The organism is Salmonella sp. 741265116_PST, assembly GCF_046567715.1.
GTDB classification, from domain to species: domain Bacteria; phylum Pseudomonadota; class Gammaproteobacteria; order Enterobacterales; family Enterobacteriaceae; genus Salmonella; species Salmonella enterica.
Window position 1 is genome coordinate 1 of the sequence record NZ_JBKFPH010000013.1, and the last position, 19,441, is coordinate 19,441.

20 protein-coding genes, 3 tRNA genes and 2 pseudogenes are annotated in these 19,441 nt (G+C 49.8%); 6 read left to right on the top strand and 19 right to left on the bottom strand.

What is annotated here, in order from left to right; genetic code table 11:
- Positions 1–201 precede the first annotated feature (201 nt).
- From ACLD11_RS10940 to uvrY, 10 genes and pseudogenes are all read right to left on the bottom strand, one after another.
- A pseudogene (locus ACLD11_RS10940) lies at positions 202–492 on the bottom strand (cell wall hydrolase); the annotation flags it as partial.
- 148 nt (positions 493–640) lie between these two features.
- Positions 641–1,733 (bottom strand): annotated as a pseudogene (locus tag ACLD11_RS10945) (SH3 domain-containing protein); the annotation flags it as partial.
- Entirely contained in the window at positions 1,675–1,818 is a 144-nt protein-coding gene (locus tag ACLD11_RS10950) for a hypothetical protein (protein ID WP_259468490.1), read from the bottom strand. The gene ACLD11_RS10950 and the pseudogene ACLD11_RS10945, both read right to left, overlap by 59 nt.
- A gap of 163 nt (positions 1,819–1,981) precedes the next feature.
- A complete protein-coding gene (locus tag ACLD11_RS10955) occupies positions 1,982–2,314 on the bottom strand; it encodes a hypothetical protein (protein WP_183060130.1) in 333 nt (110 codons plus the stop codon).
- Positions 2,315–2,565: 251 nt separating this feature from the next.
- A tRNA-Leu gene (locus ACLD11_RS10960) sits at positions 2,566–2,652 on the bottom strand.
- A gap of 11 nt (positions 2,653–2,663) precedes the next feature.
- Positions 2,664–2,737: transfer RNA gene (locus ACLD11_RS10965), tRNA-Cys, on the bottom strand.
- A 51-nt stretch (positions 2,738–2,788) separates the two neighbouring features.
- Positions 2,789–2,864: transfer RNA gene (locus tag ACLD11_RS10970), tRNA-Gly, on the bottom strand.
- A 151-nt stretch (positions 2,865–3,015) separates the two neighbouring features.
- Positions 3,016–3,564, bottom strand: a complete 549-nt coding sequence (gene pgsA / locus ACLD11_RS10975; protein ID WP_001160192.1) for a CDP-diacylglycerol--glycerol-3-phosphate 3-phosphatidyltransferase — start codon at positions 3,562–3,564, stop codon at positions 3,016–3,018.
- 56 nt (positions 3,565–3,620) lie between these two features.
- Complete coding sequence (gene uvrC / locus ACLD11_RS10980) at positions 3,621–5,453, bottom strand: excinuclease ABC subunit UvrC (RefSeq protein ID WP_411014901.1); 1,833 nt, start codon at positions 5,451–5,453, stop codon at positions 3,621–3,623.
- Positions 5,450–6,106: a UvrY/SirA/GacA family response regulator transcription factor gene (gene uvrY / locus ACLD11_RS10985; protein ID WP_000611323.1), complete on the bottom strand. Its 657-nt coding sequence runs from the start codon at positions 6,104–6,106 to the stop codon at positions 5,450–5,452. The genes uvrC and uvrY overlap by 4 nt, the downstream gene beginning before the upstream one ends.
- Positions 6,107–6,417: 311 nt before the next feature.
- Here uvrY and ACLD11_RS10990 point away from each other — a divergent pair, with 311 nt between their 5' ends.
- Positions 6,418–6,573, top strand: coding sequence for a hypothetical protein (locus ACLD11_RS10990; protein WP_411014902.1), 156 nt, complete (start codon positions 6,418–6,420; stop codon positions 6,571–6,573).
- A complete protein-coding gene (locus tag ACLD11_RS10995; protein WP_000106483.1) occupies positions 6,570–6,794 on the top strand; it encodes a DUF2594 family protein in 225 nt (74 codons plus the stop codon). The genes ACLD11_RS10990 and ACLD11_RS10995 overlap by 4 nt, the downstream gene beginning before the upstream one ends.
- A 66-nt stretch (positions 6,795–6,860) precedes the next feature.
- On the opposite strand, the gene sdiA is transcribed toward ACLD11_RS10995, so the two are convergent.
- The 9 genes from sdiA to ACLD11_RS11040 form a co-directional block, all read right to left on the bottom strand.
- Positions 6,861–7,583, bottom strand: coding sequence for a transcriptional regulator SdiA (gene sdiA, locus ACLD11_RS11000; RefSeq protein ID WP_183060132.1), 723 nt, complete (start codon positions 7,581–7,583; stop codon positions 6,861–6,863).
- 232 nt (positions 7,584–7,815) lie between these two features.
- Positions 7,816–8,568 (bottom strand): L-cystine ABC transporter ATP-binding protein TcyN, encoded by a 753-nt coding sequence (tcyN, locus tag ACLD11_RS11005; protein WP_411014903.1) that lies wholly within the window; start codon positions 8,566–8,568, stop codon positions 7,816–7,818.
- On the bottom strand, positions 8,565–9,233 hold the full coding sequence (tcyL, locus tag ACLD11_RS11010; RefSeq protein ID WP_001158238.1) for a cystine ABC transporter permease: 669 nt from the start codon (positions 9,231–9,233) through the stop codon (positions 8,565–8,567). The genes tcyN and tcyL overlap by 4 nt, the downstream gene beginning before the upstream one ends.
- Positions 9,234–9,253: 20 nt before the next feature.
- The gene (gene dcyD, locus ACLD11_RS11015) at positions 9,254–10,240 is read right to left on the bottom strand and encodes a D-cysteine desulfhydrase (protein ID WP_411012182.1); all 987 of its coding nucleotides are present in this window, start codon (positions 10,238–10,240) and stop codon (positions 9,254–9,256) included.
- A gap of 153 nt (positions 10,241–10,393) precedes the next feature.
- Positions 10,394–11,194 carry a cystine ABC transporter substrate-binding protein gene (gene tcyJ / locus ACLD11_RS11020; RefSeq protein ID WP_000761631.1) on the bottom strand — a complete coding sequence of 267 codons (801 nt, stop codon included), beginning with the start codon at positions 11,192–11,194 and terminating at the stop codon, positions 10,394–10,396.
- A 146-nt stretch (positions 11,195–11,340) separates the two neighbouring features.
- On the bottom strand, positions 11,341–11,892 hold the full coding sequence (gene fliZ, locus ACLD11_RS11025; RefSeq protein ID WP_183060134.1) for a flagella biosynthesis regulatory protein FliZ: 552 nt from the start codon (positions 11,890–11,892) through the stop codon (positions 11,341–11,343).
- Positions 11,893–11,950: 58 nt separating this feature from the next.
- Entirely contained in the window at positions 11,951–12,670 is a 720-nt protein-coding gene (locus tag ACLD11_RS11030) for an RNA polymerase sigma factor FliA (protein ID WP_001087453.1), read from the bottom strand.
- A 196-nt stretch (positions 12,671–12,866) separates the two neighbouring features.
- On the bottom strand, positions 12,867–14,072 hold the full coding sequence (fliB, locus tag ACLD11_RS11035) for a flagellin lysine-N-methylase (protein WP_411014904.1): 1,206 nt from the start codon (positions 14,070–14,072) through the stop codon (positions 12,867–12,869).
- 78 nt (positions 14,073–14,150) lie between these two features.
- A complete protein-coding gene (locus tag ACLD11_RS11040) occupies positions 14,151–15,419 on the bottom strand; it encodes a FliC/FljB family flagellin (RefSeq protein ID WP_411014905.1) in 1,269 nt (422 codons plus the stop codon).
- 255 nt (positions 15,420–15,674) lie between these two features.
- Here ACLD11_RS11040 and fliD point away from each other — a divergent pair, with 255 nt between their 5' ends.
- The 4 genes from fliD (at position 15,675) to amyA (ending at position 19,424) form a co-directional block, all read left to right on the top strand.
- Positions 15,675–17,078 (top strand): flagellar filament capping protein FliD, encoded by a 1,404-nt coding sequence (gene fliD / locus ACLD11_RS11045; protein ID WP_031605229.1) that lies wholly within the window; start codon positions 15,675–15,677, stop codon positions 17,076–17,078.
- Positions 17,079–17,092: 14 nt separating this feature from the next.
- Positions 17,093–17,500: a flagellar export chaperone FliS gene (fliS, locus tag ACLD11_RS11050; RefSeq protein WP_000287764.1), complete on the top strand. Its 408-nt coding sequence runs from the start codon at positions 17,093–17,095 to the stop codon at positions 17,498–17,500.
- Positions 17,500–17,868 (top strand): flagella biosynthesis regulatory protein FliT, encoded by a 369-nt coding sequence (gene fliT, locus ACLD11_RS11055; protein WP_000204899.1) that lies wholly within the window; start codon positions 17,500–17,502, stop codon positions 17,866–17,868. The genes fliS and fliT overlap by 1 nt, the downstream gene beginning before the upstream one ends.
- A gap of 71 nt (positions 17,869–17,939) precedes the next feature.
- Positions 17,940–19,424 (top strand): alpha-amylase, encoded by a 1,485-nt coding sequence (gene amyA / locus ACLD11_RS11060; protein WP_411014906.1) that lies wholly within the window; start codon positions 17,940–17,942, stop codon positions 19,422–19,424.
- The last annotated feature ends 17 nt before the right edge of the window (positions 19,425–19,441 follow it).

A 19,441-nucleotide genomic window follows, 5' to 3' on the forward strand; every position in this document is an offset into this window, starting at 1 on the left:
TATACCCAAAATAATTCGAGTTGCTTAAAGGCGGCAAGGGAGTGAGTCCCCAGGAGCATAGATAACTATGTGACTGGGGTGAGCGACAAATCTGCCGGGAGCAGATTTGAACGTCGCGTGCGACGGCCCGTCAGGGCGAGGCCCATGGATGGGCCGAGTAATCCGTAGCCAACACATAAGCGACTTGAAGTATGAAGGGTATATATAACCAAGCTGAAACAGAACCTTACCAGCCAGCGATATCAGTTCAGGATTTTCAGGATAAAAACGCAGTAACGGCAAAAATACCGCCTCACCGATAATGCTCCGGCTATTAGCATGGTTTGGGCGCAATCCCCAGATATTCTGATAAGTGACCGGCACGACCTGTCCATTCATGCTTGTGTTACCGATATACAGCATAATATGCCCTGGAATATAGACCAGCGTAGTAAACGGTTTTCCGTATCTGGTGAGATAATCGATCCGCATTTGGGGATTTTTATGACTAAGAGCCTATCCCACCAGGCGTTATTGGCGCAGCCAGTTTGGATACGGACAGCGCGCAAAAAACGGAGCGTACACGTAGTACGTGAGGATTTTGAGCACTGCCCAGGACCAAAATGGCAAGTAAAATAGCCCTAATGGGATAGGCTCTAAGATCGACTACCCGTCCAGCAGCTTCTACCTGCGCGGATGAATGTCTGGCCAGGAATATGCCAAACGGCATTAACAGGCTGCGGACTTCGGCTGAACAATCATTATAAAAGTTAAAATTTCCCCAACCGTAGGGGGCGCCGTGCATTGCTTTTATTAGCACGGCGATATTTTCCACGGCATAGCCGTAAACTCGTTACCGCTTAGCCAGACCCAATGGATAAACGCGCGACCGTTGCTGTCGCGAACTGGCGCCGCAATCAGAAACTGGCCCGCCCGTTGATGTCGGAACGGTAAAATAGTGCCCGGCCGCCCGGTGAAATAATAGACGCCTGCGGCATGGACAGAAACCGGCGCGTTGATAAATGCCCCCAGTTGCTTGTGAGCAAGTAAAACCCACTGTGTTATAAATTTCTGATCCGCACTGGCAATATCTTCACTATGAACTCAGCCTGTTACCGCTGGTGAAACGACATATTGCCAGCGTTGGTCTTTGTTCTCCGTCAGCGTATAGACCGGCGTACCGGGACGCAGCGAAGACATTTGTAAATTATCAAACGGGTACCCCTCGCCCGCCTGACGGGGATCGTTAAAGAGCGGATCATCCGTTGGCAGCGCTCTGACTAAACTTTCTCTGACCATAATGCCTCGCCGGGAGGCATGATAGATATTGTCAATCTGCGTATCCGTATTCCCTCTAACTCCCGCTTTCCAGTGAGAGGTATAAAGTCTGAAGTTTTCCCCCCAATAAGCACTGCCGTTGCTAAGAAACTGCTTAATACTGGCATCCCGCGCCTGTGCTGCGCTTTTTTTCAGCAACGCGGTAATATAAAAACTATTCCACGGCGAGTGAGCTTCACTGTCCATTCCGAAATAATGAGATTTTAGTGCGCTAAAGTAGCGTTGTTGGGTTGCACTATCAATAACCGGAATAGTGTAATCAGCCGAGTCCGGAGGTATCCATTTATCAACCGACTGTGAATAATCCGCTAACGGAAAGCGTGTTTTGTCGGGTCAATATAGCTCCCTGCGAGAATTTCATATTTGGCTGTTGATCGGCAGGTCGTCTGGTGGCAAGCGGTGAGGCACAATGGCATCAATAAAACGACCCAGGTTTTCTTTTGCATCATCATCGCCATAAAACGGGGAAAGCATAATATAGAGACTGACCAAAACCACCATTCACGAAACCCGAAATTATCTATAGTTGACCCGTTATTAAGACAATATTGCAAAACGTGATTAAAGCATGATGCGGATCACATTACCTTGCGATGAATATTAGCCCGCTATCTACCTTTAATTAAATTGTACAGAAAATACCCCTGAACAGTTATATACTCGTTTAATCTGCATAAATACTCCACTGACCCGCCCCTGTTTTTTTCAGACAATACATACTGTAGCGCGTCAGTTCTACTGTTTTTATATACTCGGCAAAATCATTTGCATCGACGTAGCCAATAAAATTACGCGCATCACATGTCGAAGAGGAAAGCTCACCTGGAAGAGAGTAGGTTACGATTGCACTATCAGGCTCATGCAAAATAAAAAAAAGTAGAAAAGTGCAACCTACAATCCCAATATTAATGAAGCTAATAAATAATTTTGCATTATCGGTATATTTCACTGGCAGACCTACTCTCTTTAATAAAGCAGGCATAAAACATATCAGCATTTTTTATAGAGATTAATGGATTTTATCGGCTGATTTACCCGACGTTTAGTATTTACCAGGCATAAGTTCTTGCGGGTCGGTAGCACGATAACTACTGTACTGGCAGAAATGCCGCTACCGGTGTTTTTTTACTGTGTATCGCGCTGGAGAGTTCACGCTCGCGGTCGGCATACAAACTGAAGGCACAAAAAAACCACCCGTAGGTGGTTTCACGACACTGCTTATTGCTTTGATTATTCTTGTCTTTCCCATGGTACCCGGAGCGGGACTTGAACCCGCACAGCGCGAACGCCGAGGGATTTTAAATCCCTTGTGTCTACCGATTCCACCATCCGGGCTCGGGAAAAATTGGAGGCGCGTTCCGGAGTCGAACCGGACTAGACGGATTTGCAATCCGCTACATAACCGCTTTGTTAACGCGCCAAATTTTTTTGGCTTTCAGCCAGCATCCGCTTTACGCCAATGCTTTTAAACTGGAGCGGGAAACGAGACTCGAACTCGCGACCCCGACCTTGGCAAGGTCGTGCTCTACCAACTGAGCTATTCCCGCAGTATCAAGCAACTTTGTTAATCACTTGATTTTGTTATCGTCTGGCAATCAGTGCTGCCGTTCGATGCGTTGCATTCTACTTACCTGACGCACTGAGTCAACGATATTTTTCGTCACTCACGATCGTTTGCTGAAATTTGCGGCGAAACGATCACTGATCAAGCAAATCTCCGCGTGCAGCGCTCAAATATTGCAACATGGACCACAACGTTAGTACCGCTGCGACAAAGAAAAGCGCGATCCCGGCATACTCTACCCAGATATTCGGACGCCACAAGAGCCACGCCAGCGCCACCATCTGCGCGGTAGTTTTGACTTTACCGATCCAGGAGACCGCTACACTACTGCGTTTGCCCAGCTCCGCCATCCATTCACGCAGAGCAGAGATAATAATTTCGCGGGCTATCATCGTCGCCGCAGGTAACGTCACCCACCAGCTATGATAATGCTCGGTGACCAGCACCATGGCGATCGCCACCAGCACCTTGTCGGCGACGGGGTCGAGGAAAGCGCCGAAACGCGTACTCTGGTTCCAGCGTCGCGCCAGAAAGCCGTCAAACCAGTCGGTAATAGCGGCAATACAGAAAATCAGCGCGCTGACCATCGGCGCCCAGGCGAACGGCAAATAAAACACCACGACAAAGAATGGAATCAGGATGACGCGAAACAGCGTGAGCAACGTAGGGATATTAAATTGCATAGTGACGGGTAACTATCTGTTGTCAGTGAAATTACCCCTATGTTGCTACAGTGGCCTCAATGTTTCAACGACCAGAAGATCTTTTCTGCCAGACCTTGCGAAATACCCGGCACTTTTGCAATTTCTTCTACGCTGGCGTTACGTAGTCCTTGCAAACCGCCCATATATTTCAGCAGCATCTGGCGACGTTTAGGTCCAACGCCTTCAATAGTTTCCAGCGTACTGGTATTTTTAACCTTCGCGCGTTTTTTACGGTGCCCGCCGATCGCGTGATCGTGCGACTCATCGCGAATATGCTGAATAACATGCAGCGCCGGCGAGTCCGGCGGCAGGCTAAACCCCTCGCCTTCTGGTTCAAAAAAGAGTGTTTCCAGACCAGCCTTTCTGTCCGCGCCTTTGGCGACGCCGAGCAGCAAAGGGCGATGCTTATCCCAGGGAACATCCAGCTCAGCGAAAACGGCTTTCGCCTGGGCGAGCTGCCCTTTTCCGCCGTCGATCAGAATAACGTCCGGAATCTTACTTTCTTCTATGGCCTTGCCATAACGCCGACGTAGCACCTGATTCATCGCCGCGTAGTCATCACCCGGCGTGATGCCCGCGATATTATAACGACGATACTCGGCGCGTAACGGCCCGTTAGCGTCAAATACCACACAGGATGCGACCGTTTGCTCCCCCATGGTATGGCTGATGTCAAAACATTCCATCCGCTTGATCGCAGGAAGTTTTAATACCGCCGCCAGCGCAGTCAAACGCTGCGTGATGGTGGACTGCTGCGAGAGTTTAGTGATTAAGGCCGTTGCCGCGTTGGTCCGCGCCAGCTTGAGATAACGGGCGCGATCGCCGCGCGGTTTTGTCTGGACATGAATACGCCGTCCGGCAAGTTCCGACAACGAGTCGGCCAACAGCGTTTTATCACTAAGATTAAAATCGAGCAGTATCTCGCCCGGTAGCGTGCGCATCTGGCTACCCTGCAGGTAAAACTGCCCGACAAAGGTTTCCACCACTTCGCCCAGTTCCGTACCACCAGGCACTTTTGGAAAATAGCTGCGGCTACCCAGCACCTTACCCTGGCGAATAAACAGCACATGCACACAGGCCATACCCGCATCAAAAGCCACGCCGATAACGTCGAGATCGTCGCCCGCATTGGAGACAAACTGTCTCTCCGTGACCCGGCGTACCGCCTGGATCTGATCGCGAATACGCGCCGCCTCTTCAAATGCCAGATCCTGGCTGGCCTTTTCCATCCGGGCAATCAGCTGTGTTAAGACCTGGTCGTCCTTGCCGGACAAAAACAACCGGACATACTCCACCTGTTGCGTGTACTCCTCCTCGCTGACCAGTCCGGCAACGCATGGGCCTAAGCAGCGGCCAATCTGGTATTGCAGGCAAGGACGCGAGCGGTTGCGATACACGCTGTTTTCGCACTGGCGGATAGGGAAAATTTTCTGTAACAGCGCCAGCGTTTCCCGCACGGCATAGCCATTAGGAAATGGACCGAAGTACTCGCCTTTCGCATGTTTGGCGCCACGGTGCATCGCCAGACGCGGATGGGTATCGCCGCTCAGAAAAATAAAAGGATAGGATTTATCATCACGTAACAACACGTTGTAACGCGGTTGATACAACTTGATGTAATTATGCTCAAGCAGCAGCGCTTCCGTTTCGGTATGCGTTACCGTGACATCAATGTGTTGAATTTGCGCAACTAGCGCTTCAGTTTTACGCGAAGCCAGGTTGCTGCGAAAGTAGCTGGAAAGACGCTTTTTCAGGTCTTTTGCTTTACCGACATAAATAACCGTACCGCCGGCGTCATACATACGATAGACGCCGGGTTGGCTGGTAACGGTTTTCAAAAACGCTTTTGCGTCAAACATTTCACTCACTGGCTTGTTAACGTCTCCGCATTACACAGGCCATGGCGGATTGCCAGGTGAGTCAGCTCAACATCACCATGAATGTTTAATTTACTGAACATACGATAGCGATAGCTGTTCACCGTTTTAGGACTGAGATTCAGCTGTTCTGAAATCTCATTGACCTTCTGACCCTTGGTGATCATCAGCATAATCTGCAACTCGCGTTCAGACAAACTGGCGAACGGCGTTTCCGTTTTTGCAGGCTCGATCTGACTGAGCGCCATCTGCTGAGCGATATCGGAGGCGATATAACGTTGTCCGGAATACACCGAACGAATAGCGCTCACCACCTCCTGAGGCGCAGCGCCTTTGCTGAGATAGCCAGCTGCGCCAGCCTGCATCACTTTGGCGGGCAACGGGTTCTCCGTATGGACGGTCAGCATGATCACTTTGATATCCGCTGTCGATCGGGCAATTTTACGCGTCGCCTCAAGGCCGCCAATACCGGGCATGTTCATATCCATCAGCACGACGTCAACGGCGTTAGTACGGCACCATTTTACCGCATCCTCTCCGCAGCACGCTTCACCGACAACTTTAATGCCCTTTATATCTTCAAGAATGCGTCGTATCCCTGCGCGCACCAGTTCGTGGTCATCAACAAGAAGAACGTTGATCAAAGGAATATCTCCAGAATAGGGATAACGCTACTGATAGTTAATCGTCCTTATATTAGCTGGTTTTATCTCAACTTTGAAACGTAAAAAAACACCGGGTATTCGATTTTGCTCTCGTTTTTGGAAATTATGTTGTACGTCATGCGGAAACTGCCAACGTTGTCGCCCCTTCTGGCGGCGCTGTTCCGGGCTGTCATTTCATAATGGTGACAAAAATTTCACGTTCCGCTGTCTAAACACTAATTAGGGAATCAACTTTGTAACAATAATTAACGAATGAAATACGCGTAATAAACAAAGAATGAAGAAAATATATGCATCGCGCGGCAACGTTTATTTTGTGGGTAAACCTTCCGCTTCTTGATCAAAAAACAACCACTGCTATTTTTAGCGTAGCTTATGGTATACTCCGCCGCCTTAACATCTGCTATCGCACATTTTCACTGAAACATAACGAGGAAAATAAATGAGTACGCCTGATTTTTCCACCGCTGAGAATAATCAAGAACTGGCTACTGAAGTCAACTGCCTGAAAGCCATGTTAACGCTGATGCTGCAGGCGATGGGCCAGGCCGATGCAGGGCGCGTGATTCTTAAAATGGAAAAACAGATCGCGCAGATGGATGATGAAGCACAAGCGGCGGTATTTTCCAGTACGGTTAAGCAAATTAAACAGGCTTACCGCCAGTAGTAAAAAACCGGCTGTTAGCATCGCTTTCAGCCGGTTTCGCGTCTGGCGCGAAGCATCGTCAGCACGTCATATCAGACCTGTCGCCGCAGCGTAGCAGGCAATCTGTGTTTTATTTGGCGCATTGAATTTCTTCTGCATGTTTTTCTGATGGAAGTTAACGGTATTTTCAGAAATCGACAGAATAATGGCGATCTCCGATGAGGTCTTCCCTTCCGCCGTCCACTTCAGAATCTCTTTCTCACGTTTACTGAAACGCATCTCAGGCGCCATCACCGTGTCGTCTTCAAGTCTTGTCAGCGCCGAAAGACTCTCCCGCGCCAGCAGTTGCAACCTCAGTTCCACTTCATCGTAGGTAAATGAGGAGCAGCGTAAACTGCTACGGGAAACAGATAAAAAGCCCAGCGCCCGGTTCGGCAACATCACACACTGGGTTACGCCTCTGCGTAATCCGAAACGCTGAGCGGCATCCCACATTGCCTGCGCTTCATGAAATAGCACGTCATCCCAATGTAAATGACCCTGCCTGAAATTTTCCGGCTTTAATACCGGATCGATCGCAAAATAGTTTTCGGACTGGTAATGCGTTACCCACGCCGGAGGATAAGTGGTACGAAGCGATATTTTAGGCCGGGTAAAGGGGACGGGATGACGAACACACAGGGCATAATAATCAAATTCCAGCCGCTGTGTCTGATATTGCAATTCAGTATAAACATCCTCTGCTGCCGCCATCTCCTGAAAGCGTAACAACATTGCGCGTCGCCAGGTGAAGAAATCATTTTCCTGCATATTTTATGGTCACGCCTTTGATATTGATAATCATTATTATGAATGACTTAAATTAACACATAAATAGCGTTTATATATAAGAAATATCGGACGAAACGTAGAATACTTGAGCGGCATTACAGTTTTTCGGCTTCCGCCAGAGAGCGAGGTTAATAATCTGGCAGAATGACTTCATAATTATTCATTGCGCTCGCCCAAGGCGCGGCTAATTCGGGCGAGCGTTGAAAAGGTATTATTTCACTAAAAATTTCTCAAGGAACTGGCGGGTACGCGGATGCTGAGGATCGGCGAACAAGGTTTTCGCCGGCCCCTGCTCAACGATTTGCCCCTGATCCATAAATATTGCCCGGTCAGCCACGTCACGCGCAAAGCTCATTTCGTGAGTGACGATCACCATCGTGCGCTTTTCCTGCGCCAGCTGGCGAATCGTATTAAGCACCTCGCCGACTAATTCAGGATCAAGCGCCGACGTGGGCTCATCAAACAGAATCACTTCCGGGCGCATCGCCAGCGCACGCGCAATCGCCACGCGCTGCTGTTGCCCGCCCGACAGGCGGCGCGGATAACGGGTCTCTTTACCGGCCAACCCGACTTTGGCTAACAGTTCCCGCGCCAGCGCCGTCGCCTCGGCTTTCGGCTCTCCCTTTACAATCACCGGACCTTCAATGATATTTTCCAGCACGGTACGATGCGGGAACAGGTTAAAACTCTGAAAGACAAAGCCGACATGCTGACGTAGCTGGCGAATCAACCCTTTTTGCTGGCTGAATGGGCGGGCGGTATCGATGATAATATCGCCCACTTTAATGGTGCCCGCTTCCGGTTGTTCCAGCAGGTTAATGCAGCGTAATAACGTTGTTTTCCCTGAGCCGCTCGGACCGATAATGGCGACGACTTCTCCGGGCTCCACCTCAAGGTCGATACCGTGCAGCACCGTTTGACCATGAAATTTTTTGACCAGGTTGGTGACTTCGATCGCACTCATTTTGGCTCTCTCTCCTGGCGGTTAAGCTGGTTTTCAAAATAGTTTTGCAGTGCCGATAAGACGGTCGCCATTACCCAGTAGATTAACGACGCGGCCAGATACATGGTAAACACCTCCAGCGTTCGCGAGGTAATTAACTGCGCCTGGCGGAACAACTCCGGCACCTGGATCGTCGCGGCGAGCGACGTATCTTTCACCAGGCTGATAAAGCTGTTGCTCAACGGCGGAAGCGCAACGCGAGCGGCCTGCGGCAAAATAGCGCGACGTAGCGTTTGCCACGGCGTCATGCCAATGCTCGCCGCCGCTTCCCATTGTCCCTTGTCGATAGCCGAGATCGCCGCGCGCAGCGTCTCGGACGTGTAAGCCGCGGTATTGAGCGATAAACCAATCATCGCCGCCGGGATAGGGTCCAGCTCAATACCAAATTGCGGAAGGCCGTAATAGATCATAAATAACTGGGCGATAAGCGGCGTACCGCGAAAAATCGAGATATAAAAGCGCGCCAGCCAGCGAACCGGCCATAGCGGAGACATCCGCATCAGCGCCAGCACAAATCCCAGCAGCAGACCAAAAAACATACCGCCAATACTCAGTTGCAGGGTAAAGACGGCACCTTTAAGCAAATACGGCAGCGATTCAATAACCAGTTGGATACTTTCTTGCATTCGCGTTGATTACCTGGAGGTTATACATGAGGATGGTAGGCAAACAGCGCAGGCGCCCCACCGGTGTGAATAAAGAGAATCGGCCCGTCATCGTTAAAGCGTTTCTGGCTGATGCCGTCTATCAGACCCGCCATCGCTTTGCCGGTATATACCGGATCCAGCAGCACCCCCTCCAGGCTCGCCAGCAGTTTCACCGCCTCCATCCCCGCGTCATTTGGCACGCCGTACCCCGGGGCAAAATAGTCATCCCATAAATGAATATCCGCCGTCGCCGTCAGCGCCAGCTGACCGGCAATAGCCTGCTGTAAGGCAATCACTTTGGGTTTCTGCTCGGCGACAGAACGTGAAACGGTCACGCCAATCAGTTCGACATCCGGCATCAGATGTTCCAGCCCGACAGCTAACCCGGCGTGCGTTCCGGCGCTGCCGGAGGCCACCACCACTGAAGAGAGCCCGACGACCTCTTCACACTGCTGGGCGATTTCCAGGGCGCTCTCTACGTATCCCATTGCCCCCAGCGCGCTGGAGCCGCCGACCGGAATCACATAGGGCCTGAACCCTTGCGCTTCAATGCGCGTCGCCAGCGTTTGCAGCTGCGCATCCGGATCGGTCAGCGCATCGCACATCTCAATTTGCGTATTAAATAAATCCAGTAACAGGCGATTACCATTCGTCAGGTAATTTTCCGCGGTGGTACCGATTGGATTTTCCAGCAAAGCGACGCAATGCAGCCCCAATTTGGCCGCGACCGCCGCCGTCTGACGGACATGGTTCGACTGAATCGCCCCTGCGGTTATCAGCGTATCCGCCCCTTCTCGCAGCGCGTCGGCCACCAGAAACTCCAGCTTACGCAGTTTATTGCCGCCCATTGCAATGGGCGTAACGTCATCGCGCTTAATGTAAATCTCACGGCCAAGAAAATCAGACAATCGCGGCAGGTATTCGAGCGGGGTCGGCGCGCCGATAAACTCCAGGCGAGGAAAGCGCGTTAAGTGATGTAGTGGCATTGAGCCTCCGGTAACGTTGTGGTGTGTTCTTTTTATTATGCACGTTGATCTAACGGAAATAAAAAAGGCGCCGATTCACGCGCCTCCGTTTGCTGACATAGTATGAGGTTGATATTGCCCGGCGGCGCACTGCCTGCCGGGCAACGTAGAGCATTATTGGGTCACGTCAGCGCCAAACCATTTTTCAGAGAGCGCTTTTAAGGTGCCATCTTTTTGCATTTCCGCAATGGCGTTATCTACCGCCTTCAGCAAGTCTTCGTTGCCTTTACGTAACGCAACGCCGGACTCCTGACGCGAAAACGCATCACCGGTGACGGCCAGCGTACCTTTGGTTTTTTTCACCAGATCCAGCGCCGCCAGACGATCGACTAAAATCGCGTCAATACGGCCTACGCGCAGATCCTGGTATTTTGTAGGATCATCGTCATAAGTACGGATATCCACGCCCTGAACATGTTGACGTAGCCACTCTTCATAGTTAGTCCCCAGCCCAACGCCGACTTTTTTGCCCTGCAGATCGGCCGCCGTTTTGATCGTGCCTTCATTGCCTTTTTTCACCAGCGCCTGAACGCCGGAGATAGTGTAAGGCGTAGAGAAATCATATTTTTTCTTACGGACGTCTGAAATCGTGACCTGGTTTATCACTACATCAATGCGTTTAGCGTCCAGCGACGCCAGTATTCCGTCCCATTTGGTCGGCTTCAACGACGCTTTAACGCCCAGATGTTTTGCCAACGCCTCGGCGAAATCGACTTCAAAACCGGTTAATTTGCCGTCTTCGCCCTGAAAGCTAAACGGCGGATAGGTACCTTCCAGCCCTACCAGCAGCGTGCCGCGTTCTTTAACTTTGTTCAGCAAACCCTCATCGGCAAAGCTCTTCGCGCTCATTCCCGCCACCAGCGCTACAGCCATTACTCCCATCAGTGCCTGACGTCCCAGCAGTGCTAATTTCATAGTAACCCCGAATATTGCCGTTAATGACCATAGACTGTGTCCCGCCATGGCGCATCGTCACGTCTCGCGAACCTTTGGGGGACTCAGCCTAATGTAGAAGGTTTGCCACGTTTCACCAACACGACTCTGCTACATCTTATGCTTTTTTAATATATATCAGAACTGGCGGTAAAGGGGGATTTCTGTCTGGGCGCAATCTGCTGATGCGCTTTATATTGCTGGTATTTACGTAGTGCGATACGGTAATTACTGGTGCTGGTTTCCGGCAACCATGGCGCCAGGCTTTCATCGAGAAAACCGTCCTGCAGCAGATCGTGGGAAATGTTTTGCTCGCTGAGGTAATTGCCAAGACGTCGTAAACGCACGACATATTCCCGCACCGTGCCATGGCTCATCTCGGTTTGTTCAAACAAATACTGTTTGAAACCGATAATATCGAAAAAATCACTCTGCTTTTTGCAGTGCAAATCGCCGCAAAAGCGACACAGCGCCACCCACTCCTTCTGCTCCCGCTGCCAGGCAGCGTCGTCAAGTAGCATATCCAGCTGTGAAATAGCGATTTTATTAACGATCTTGCCACGGCGAACCAGCGTAATGCGGTCGAGCAGTTTGTGACAATGCGCGCAATGCGTCTGGCTGTGTTTAAAGTCTTTAAGATAGCGGCTCAAGGGCCGCCTTTTAGGTTGCTGCACCGTCATGAGAACTCCTGGTAGTCTATACGTTGTGCGGCACTTTTCGGGTGCGACCATGCGCGACCTATAACTTACCCAGTTTGGTGCGTAATCGTTTGATGGCCTGACTATGCAACTGGCTGACCCGCGATTCGCCAACTTCCAGTACCGCGCCAATCTCTTTGAGATTGAGCTCTTCCTGGTAATACAGCGTTAACACCAGTTGCTCGCGTTCCGGCAGCGATTCAATCGCATCCATTACCCGCTGTCGCAGGTCGCCCTCCAGCAGTTGATGTAACGGGTTTTCCTGTTGATGTTCTTCAGTCACCAGTTCGATGCTATCGCCATGCTCTTCCCGCCACTCATCGTAAGAGAAAAGTTGGCTGTTGTTGGTATCGAGCAACATCTGACGATACTCCGCAACAGGAATGCCAAGACGTTCCGCCACTTCGGTTTCCGTCGCATTACGCCCCAGTTCCTGCTCCAGTTGTCCCATCGCCTGCGCCACTTCGCGGGCATTACGCCGGACGCTACGCGGCACCCAATCGCGGCTGCGTAATTCATCCAGCATCGCCCCACGAATACGCTGCACTGCGTAAGTGGTAAATGCCGTTCCTTGCAAAGCGTCATATCGGTCGACCGCATTTAATAACCCGATGCCGCCCGCTTGTAGCAGATCGTCCAGTTCCACGCTCGCCGGCAATCGCACCTGCAGGCGCAATGCTTCGTGACGCACCAGCGGTACATAACGCTGCCACAGCGAGTGTTTATCCATTACACCTTCAGCGGTATACAGTGAATTCACGATAAACAGCCCTGCGTTAAATGAGTTATCGGCATGATTATCCGTTTCTACAGAGGGTTCTATCGAAGGAATAAGGCTATAAAAGAAGGGTTATTTCACTTATGTAACCTGTAGCGCCTTTTTAGCGGCTCAAAGAGCAGAATAAAATCAGCCAGATAGGATAAACGGGATGCGCAAAAGCCCACCCCGAACAAAACTATGTCAGAAGATGAATCATCGACAGATCGTCGCCAGTACGCACCGTTTCTATATGGCGATGAAAATTCTTCGCCACCTCACTGTTATGCTGGCTGCGGGAGTGAAAACTATACACAATATTAGTAACGTCATCCCACTCAAGCCGCCCGCGCTCATACACGCTGGCTGCCGTTAATAGCTTAATAAAGGCATATTCCGCCACGATAATATACAGCGCGCGTAACGGGTCGACATTCGGCTGGTTGGGGAAATTATTTTCCCAAATTTTATAGAGAATTAAATTTCTGAAGGCCCAGTTCTTCTGCTGCTCATCCGCCTGTAAACAGCGCGCAAATGAGGACTCAATATCGCTCACCTTCTGCTCCATTGAAACGCCCTCTTCCGCCGTCAGCACCCGCAGAAGGCACTGGATGTAGTGATCGAGGACATAGCTTCCTCTGCTCGGTGGGAGCGCCCTGAAATAATCCTGCATCAACAGTACCAGGGATGTTTTGAATTTCTTATCCGGCGTAATATTAGCGAGTTCCTGAGTTAACGAACCGGACTGCAGCTGGGAAACTAACGTGCCATACACTTGCTCAATCTCCCCTAATGCAGCGTCATCAATCCGGGGAAACTTCTGCACATACATTACAAACTTGATCAACGCGTATAATGCCGCATCCGGATTGCTGGCAGCATGGTTAATCAAACTCAGGCAAAACAAGTTAAGTAGTTTTTGCTGTGGGGAGAATAGCGGCGCGGTATTGTACTTCTGCTGAATGATCGCCTTTTCATTGAGTGTTACCGCATCGGGGTCGTTTAAAAGATGAGCTGTCACTTCCGGGCAGGCAAGGCTTAGAGAATGTCGTACCTCGTTTTTATAAGTATGGAACACCCGCGGAAACGTAGTGCAGGTATAACTTAATGCTTTAGCTCCCAGTGTTTTTTGTACCCTGCACAAACGATCGTCATCCAGATAAGGGCAGCTTCCTGTCCCAGATGGTAATTTAATCTCCCCCCAGTTATTTGGGTCTTTCTTTAAAAGAATAATACTATTTTTGGCAATCTCTCTGATGGTTACATCCTTGCTGGTAAGGTACTTTTTGACCGTCGTCTTATCCAGCGTGATTTTCCAGCCCTTACAACAGTGGTCGCGGCAGGCCGAGCCAGAACAGGAAAAGCGGGTGACAAAGGCAGGTTCAGTGACGGTGATTTCTTTCATTACACAGGCTCCGGAATTAAAAAAGGCAGCTTTCGCTGCCTTGATTGTGTACCACGTGTCGGTGAATCAATCGCCGGATTAACGCAGTAAAGAGAGGACGTTTTGCGGAACCTGGTTAGCCTGCGCCAGAACGGAAGTACCAGCCTGCTGCAGAATCTGCGCGCGAGACATGTTGGAGACTTCGGTCGCGTAGTCGGAATCTTCGATACGGCTACGTGCAGAAGACAGGTTGTTGACGGTGTTGCCCAAGTTAGTGATGGCAGATTCAAAACGGTTCTGCACCGCACCCAACTGGCTACGGAAAGCGTCAACGGTTTTAAGCGCATCATCGATTTTTGCCAGCGGATCAACGTTTGCAGCCAAGTCTACGGCAGTACCCTCTGTTGTTTTACCGTCCGCGGCAAACGTGACAGATTTGAAAGTTGCATTTCCGTCTTTATCTAAGGTTTGGATAGCATAGAGATCTTTACCCTTATCATCTTTATATTTCACTAAAGACTGATCGGCTTTTAGATCTGCTCCATCAAATTTCACTTCACGTGATAAGGTAGTTACTGCTGACGGAGTCCCCGCAGTTGCAGTTACATCTTTATCCGAATCAAAACTAATTTTACCCGTTGTCGTATCTACGGTAGCTGCATAGTATTTAGCCGTCGCAGTAACATCTTTGACAAAGTAATTACCTTTATCATCTTTTGTCAGAGATAATTTATCTGCAGCCGGACCACCAGTTGTTTTTGCGTTATCGAAATCAGCTGCCGCAATTTTTACATCACCAACTACCGAGGCTCCAGAGCTTACAGTGGTTGCGATTCCTTTAGTCACATCTAATTTATCTAAGCCCAGCTCAGTTTTATCGATTTTCTGAAGATCGATTGTGATAGTTTCGCCGTCATTCGCCCCAACCTGAATGGTCAGCTGTCCATCCTGGCTTAATACTTTTTTCCCGTTAAAATCGGTTTGTTCCGCGACACGGTTAATTTCGTTCAGGCGCTGATCGATTTCATCCTGGATGGATTTAAGATCGGAACCAGAGTTTGAGCCGTTCGCTGCCTGGACAGACAGTTCGCGCACACGCTGCAGGTTGTTGTTGATTTCGTTCAACGCGCCTTCAGTGGTCTGCGCAATGGAAATACCGTCGTTCGCATTACGGGAAGCCTGAGACAGACCTTTAATGTTAGACGTGAAACGGTTAGCAATCGCCTGACCTGCCGCATCGTCTTTCGCGCTGTTGATACGCAGACCGGAAGACAGACGCTCGATAGCGGTACCCAGAGCAGACTGGGATTTGTTCAGGTTATTCTGGGTCAACAGCGACAGGCTGTTTGTATTAATGACTTGTGCCATGATCTTTTCCTTATCAATTACAACTTGATGTTATTGGGCTGTTGCCCACGGTTTCTCACCGTAACCCTTGTATCGGCACCTGAATTTCGAACTTTAGAAAATTTTTCACTTCCCCCGATCTTTTTCTTAGCCTGCGAAATAGCCGCTTTATACATCATTATTCCGCGCATTATTTTTATAAAATTATCATTAAACTTTACCTCCAGATTGCCGATAACGCGCTTAACTACTGTTTGCAATCAAAAGGAATCAGGTATGGCTTCATTTTCATCATTGGGCGTTGGTTCAGGCTTACCACTAGATACGTTGCTGACAAACCTGACTATTGCTGAAAAAAAGCGCTTAAACCCGATCACTCAGCAACAAACCGATAATACTGCTCGCTTAACCGCATACGGTACGTTGAAAAGCGCCCTGGAAAAATTCCAGACCGCGAATAGCGCGTTAAACAAAGCTGAACTGTTCAGAAGCAGTAACGTCACTAGCAGCACTGAAGATCTGAAAGTATCCACTGAAGCAGGCGCCGCGCCCGGGATTTACACGATTAGCGTGTCGCAATTGGCTCAGGCTCAGTCGTTAAGCACGACGACGAAAATAGCCTCAACGAAAGAAGCGTTGGGTGACGCCGCTGCCACACGTACCATTAAAATTGAACAGCCTGGCCGTAAAGAGCCGCTGGAGATTACGCTTAATAAAGATCAGACCTCGCTAGATGACATCAGCAAAGCGATTAACGATACAGATAGCGGCATTTCAGCCAGTATTGTTAAGGTTAAAGAGGGGGAATATCGCTTAGTTTTGACGGCTGCAGAGGGACTGGAAAATAAAATGACCGTCTCCGTGGAAGGAGATAGCAAACTAAACGATTTGCTGGCCTATGATAGCAATACTGGTACTGGAGAGATGGAAGAGTTAGTCAGCGCACAGAATGCAAAACTAACGATGAACGGTATTGATATAGAACGTCCGAGCAACAAAATTACCGATGCACCTCAGGGGGTTACGCTTGAGCTGACTAAAAAAGTTACCGACGTGCGGGTCACCGTTACCAAGAGTAATGAAAAAGCGACTGAAGCGATTAAAGGCTGGGTCGATGCCTATAATTCTCTTATTGATACATTCAATACGCTCACCAAATATAAAGAAGTAGACCCCGGCGCGGAAACTCAGGACAAGGACAATGGCGCGCTGATAGGCGATAGCGTAGTTCGTACAATTCAAACAGGAATTCGCGCTCAGTTTGCTAATGGCGGTAGTACTGGCGCATTTAAAACGCTTAATGAAATTGGTATTTCATCTGACGGTACGACTGGCAAACTAAAAATTGATGATACCAAGCTTAAAAAAGCGCTGGATGAAAATACCGCCTCTGTGCGCGAGTTATTAGTGGGCGATGGTAAAGAAACGGGCATCACCACCAAAATTGCCACCGAAGTGAAAAGTTATCTGGCGGATGACGGTATTATCGACAATGCTCAGGATAGCATTAACGCCACGCTGAAAAAACTGACCAAGCAATACCTGGCTGTTAGCGCCAGTATTGATGACACCGTTGCCCGTTACAAAGCACAGTTTTCGCAGCTGGATACCATGATGAATAAACTGAATAACACCAGTACTTATCTAAGTCAGCAGTTTACTGCTATGAACAAGTCCTGATAACAGAGGTCACCATGTACACCGCGAGCGGTATCAAAGCTTATGCGCAAGTCAGCGTGGAAAGCGCCGTGATGAGCGCCAGCCCGCACCAGTTGATTGAAATGTTATTTGATGGCGCGAATAGCGCTCTGGTGCGCGCTCGCCTGTTTTTAGAACAGGGCGATGTTGTCGCGAAAGGTGAAGCGTTAAGCAAAGCCATCAATATTATCGATAACGGTCTGAAAGCCGGCCTCGATCAGGAAAAAGGCGGTGAGATTGCGACGAATCTTTCCGAACTATACGACTATATGATTCGCCGTTTACTGCAGGCTAATTTGCGTAACGACGCTCAGGCCATCGAAGAAGTGGAAGGGTTACTCAGCAATATTGCAGAAGCCTGGAAGCAGATTTCACCGAAAGCATCTTTCCAGGAGTCTCGTTAATGACCTCAACCGTGGAGTTTATCAACCGTTGGCAGCGTATTGCGCTGCTCAGTCAGTCGCTACTTGAACTTGCGCAGCGAGGTGAATGGGATCTCTTACTGCAACAAGAGGTCTCCTATCTGCAAAGTATTGAAACGGTGATGGAAAAGCAAACTCCACCGGGTATTACGCGTAGTATTCAGGATATGGTCGCCGGGTACATCAAACAAACGCTGGATAATGAGCAGCTCCTGAAAGGGCTGCTGCAACAGCGACTGGATGAACTCAGCAGTTTGATCGGACAATCCACCCGCCAAAAATCACTCAACAACGCTTATGGCCGTCTTTCCGGTATGTTACTCGTGCCAGACGCGCCTGGCGCCTCATAATATTTTCCCGTCTCGTATGAAAATTCTTCCATACTCCAGAGGTCGGCTAAACGACTTCTGGAGCACGGAAGATGAAAAACCCCACGTTATTGCAGTACTTCCACTGGTATTATCCCGACGGCGGTAAACTCTGGCCTGAGCTGGCGGAACGTGCTGATGGGCTGAATGATATCGGTATCAATATGGTCTGGCTACCGCCCGCCTGTAAAGGCGCCTCCGGCGGCTATTCCGTTGGCTATGATACCTACGACCTGTTTGACCTCGGCGAATTTGACCAAAAAGGAACTATCGCGACAAAGTACGGCGATAAACGCCAGTTACTGACGGCGATAGACGCGCTCAAAAAAAATAATATTGCGGTGCTGCTCGACGTCGTCGTGAACCACAAAATGGGCGCAGACGAAAAAGAACGTATTCGCGTTCAGCGCGTGAATCAGGATGACCGCACGCAAATCGATGACAACATCATTGAATGCGAAGGCTGGACGCGCTACACCTTCCCTGCCCGCGCGGGCCAGTATTCCAACTTTATTTGGGACTATCACTGTTTCAGCGGCATTGATCACATCGAGAATCCCGACGAAGACGGCATTTTTAAGATCGTCAATGACTATACCGGCGATGGCTGGAACGATCAGGTTGATGATGAGCTGGGTAATTTCGATTATCTGATGGGTGAAAATATCGATTTTCGCAATCACGCGGTTACGGAAGAGATTAAATATTGGGCTCGTTGGGTCATGGAACAAACCCACTGTGACGGCTTTCGCCTGGACGCGGTAAAACATATACCCGCCTGGTTTTATAAAGAATGGATTGAGCATGTACAGGCGGTTGCGCCAAAACCGCTGTTTATTGTCGCAGAATACTGGTCGCATGAAGTGGATAAACTGCAAACGTACATCGATCAGGTCGACGGGAAAACCATGCTGTTCGACGCGCCGTTGCAGATGAAATTTCATGAAGCCTCGCGCCAGGGCGCGGAGTATGACATGCGCCACATATTCACCGGCACGCTGGTAGAAGCCGACCCTTTTCATGCGGTGACGCTGGTCGCTAACCACGATACACAACCGTTACAGGCGCTGGAAGCACCGGTAGAACCCTGGTTCAAACCATTGGCCTATGCGCTGATCCTGCTTCGTGAAAACGGCGTACCGTCAGTGTTTTATCCCGATTTATACGGTGCCAGCTATGAGGATAGTGGCGAAAATGGCGAGACCTGTCGGGTCGATATGCCGGTGATTAACCAACTGGATCGGCTGATCCTCGCTCGTCAGCGTTTTGCGCACGGTATACAAACACTCTTTTTCGATCATCCTAACTGTATCGCCTTTAGTCGCAGCGGCACTGAAGAGAATCCAGGCTGTGTGGTCGTACTTTCCAATGGCGACGACGGTGAAAAAACCCTCCTGCTCGGCGACAATTACGCTAACAAGACCTGGCGTGATTTTCTGGGAAACCGCAGTGAGCATGTTGTAACTAATGATCAAGGCGAAGCGACGTTCTTCTGCAACGCAGGCAGCGTCAGCGTGTGGATCATTGAGGACGTGTGATGAGCGTTCCCGGCGGC

Bases quoted from the DNA above. Each gene is read 5' to 3' on its own strand.
- ACLD11_RS10950 (WP_259468490.1), bottom strand. From the start codon at position 1,818: ATGGTGGTTTTGGTCAGTCTCTATATTATGCTTTCCCCGTTTTATGGC.
- ACLD11_RS10955 (WP_183060130.1), bottom strand. From the start codon at position 2,314: ATGCTGATATGTTTTATGCCTGCTTTATTAAAGAGAGTAGGTCTGCCA.
- pgsA (WP_001160192.1), bottom strand. From the start codon at position 3,564: ATGCAATTTAATATCCCTACGTTGCTCACGCTGTTTCGCGTCATCCTG.
- ACLD11_RS10990 (WP_411014902.1), top strand. From the start codon at position 6,418: ATGCATCGCGCGGCAACGTTTATTTTGTGGGTAAACCTTCCGCTTCTT.
- ACLD11_RS10995 (WP_000106483.1), top strand. From the start codon at position 6,570: ATGAGTACGCCTGATTTTTCCACCGCTGAGAATAATCAAGAACTGGCT.
- sdiA (WP_183060132.1), bottom strand. From the start codon at position 7,583: ATGCAGGAAAATGATTTCTTCACCTGGCGACGCGCAATGTTGTTACGC.
- tcyN (WP_411014903.1), bottom strand. From the start codon at position 8,568: ATGAGTGCGATCGAAGTCACCAACCTGGTCAAAAAATTTCATGGTCAA.
- tcyL (WP_001158238.1), bottom strand. From the start codon at position 9,233: ATGCAAGAAAGTATCCAACTGGTTATTGAATCGCTGCCGTATTTGCTT.
- dcyD (WP_411012182.1), bottom strand. From the start codon at position 10,240: ATGCCACTACATCACTTAACGCGCTTTCCTCGCCTGGAGTTTATCGGC.
- tcyJ (WP_000761631.1), bottom strand. From the start codon at position 11,194: ATGAAATTAGCACTGCTGGGACGTCAGGCACTGATGGGAGTAATGGCT.
- fliZ (WP_183060134.1), bottom strand. From the start codon at position 11,892: ATGACGGTGCAGCAACCTAAAAGGCGGCCCTTGAGCCGCTATCTTAAA.
- fliB (WP_411014904.1), bottom strand. From the start codon at position 14,072: ATGAAAGAAATCACCGTCACTGAACCTGCCTTTGTCACCCGCTTTTCC.
- ACLD11_RS11040 (WP_411014905.1), bottom strand. From the start codon at position 15,419: ATGGCACAAGTCATTAATACAAACAGCCTGTCGCTGTTGACCCAGAAT.
- fliD (WP_031605229.1), top strand. From the start codon at position 15,675: ATGGCTTCATTTTCATCATTGGGCGTTGGTTCAGGCTTACCACTAGAT.
- fliS (WP_000287764.1), top strand. From the start codon at position 17,093: ATGTACACCGCGAGCGGTATCAAAGCTTATGCGCAAGTCAGCGTGGAA.
- fliT (WP_000204899.1), top strand. From the start codon at position 17,500: ATGACCTCAACCGTGGAGTTTATCAACCGTTGGCAGCGTATTGCGCTG.
- amyA (WP_411014906.1), top strand. From the start codon at position 17,940: ATGAAAAACCCCACGTTATTGCAGTACTTCCACTGGTATTATCCCGAC.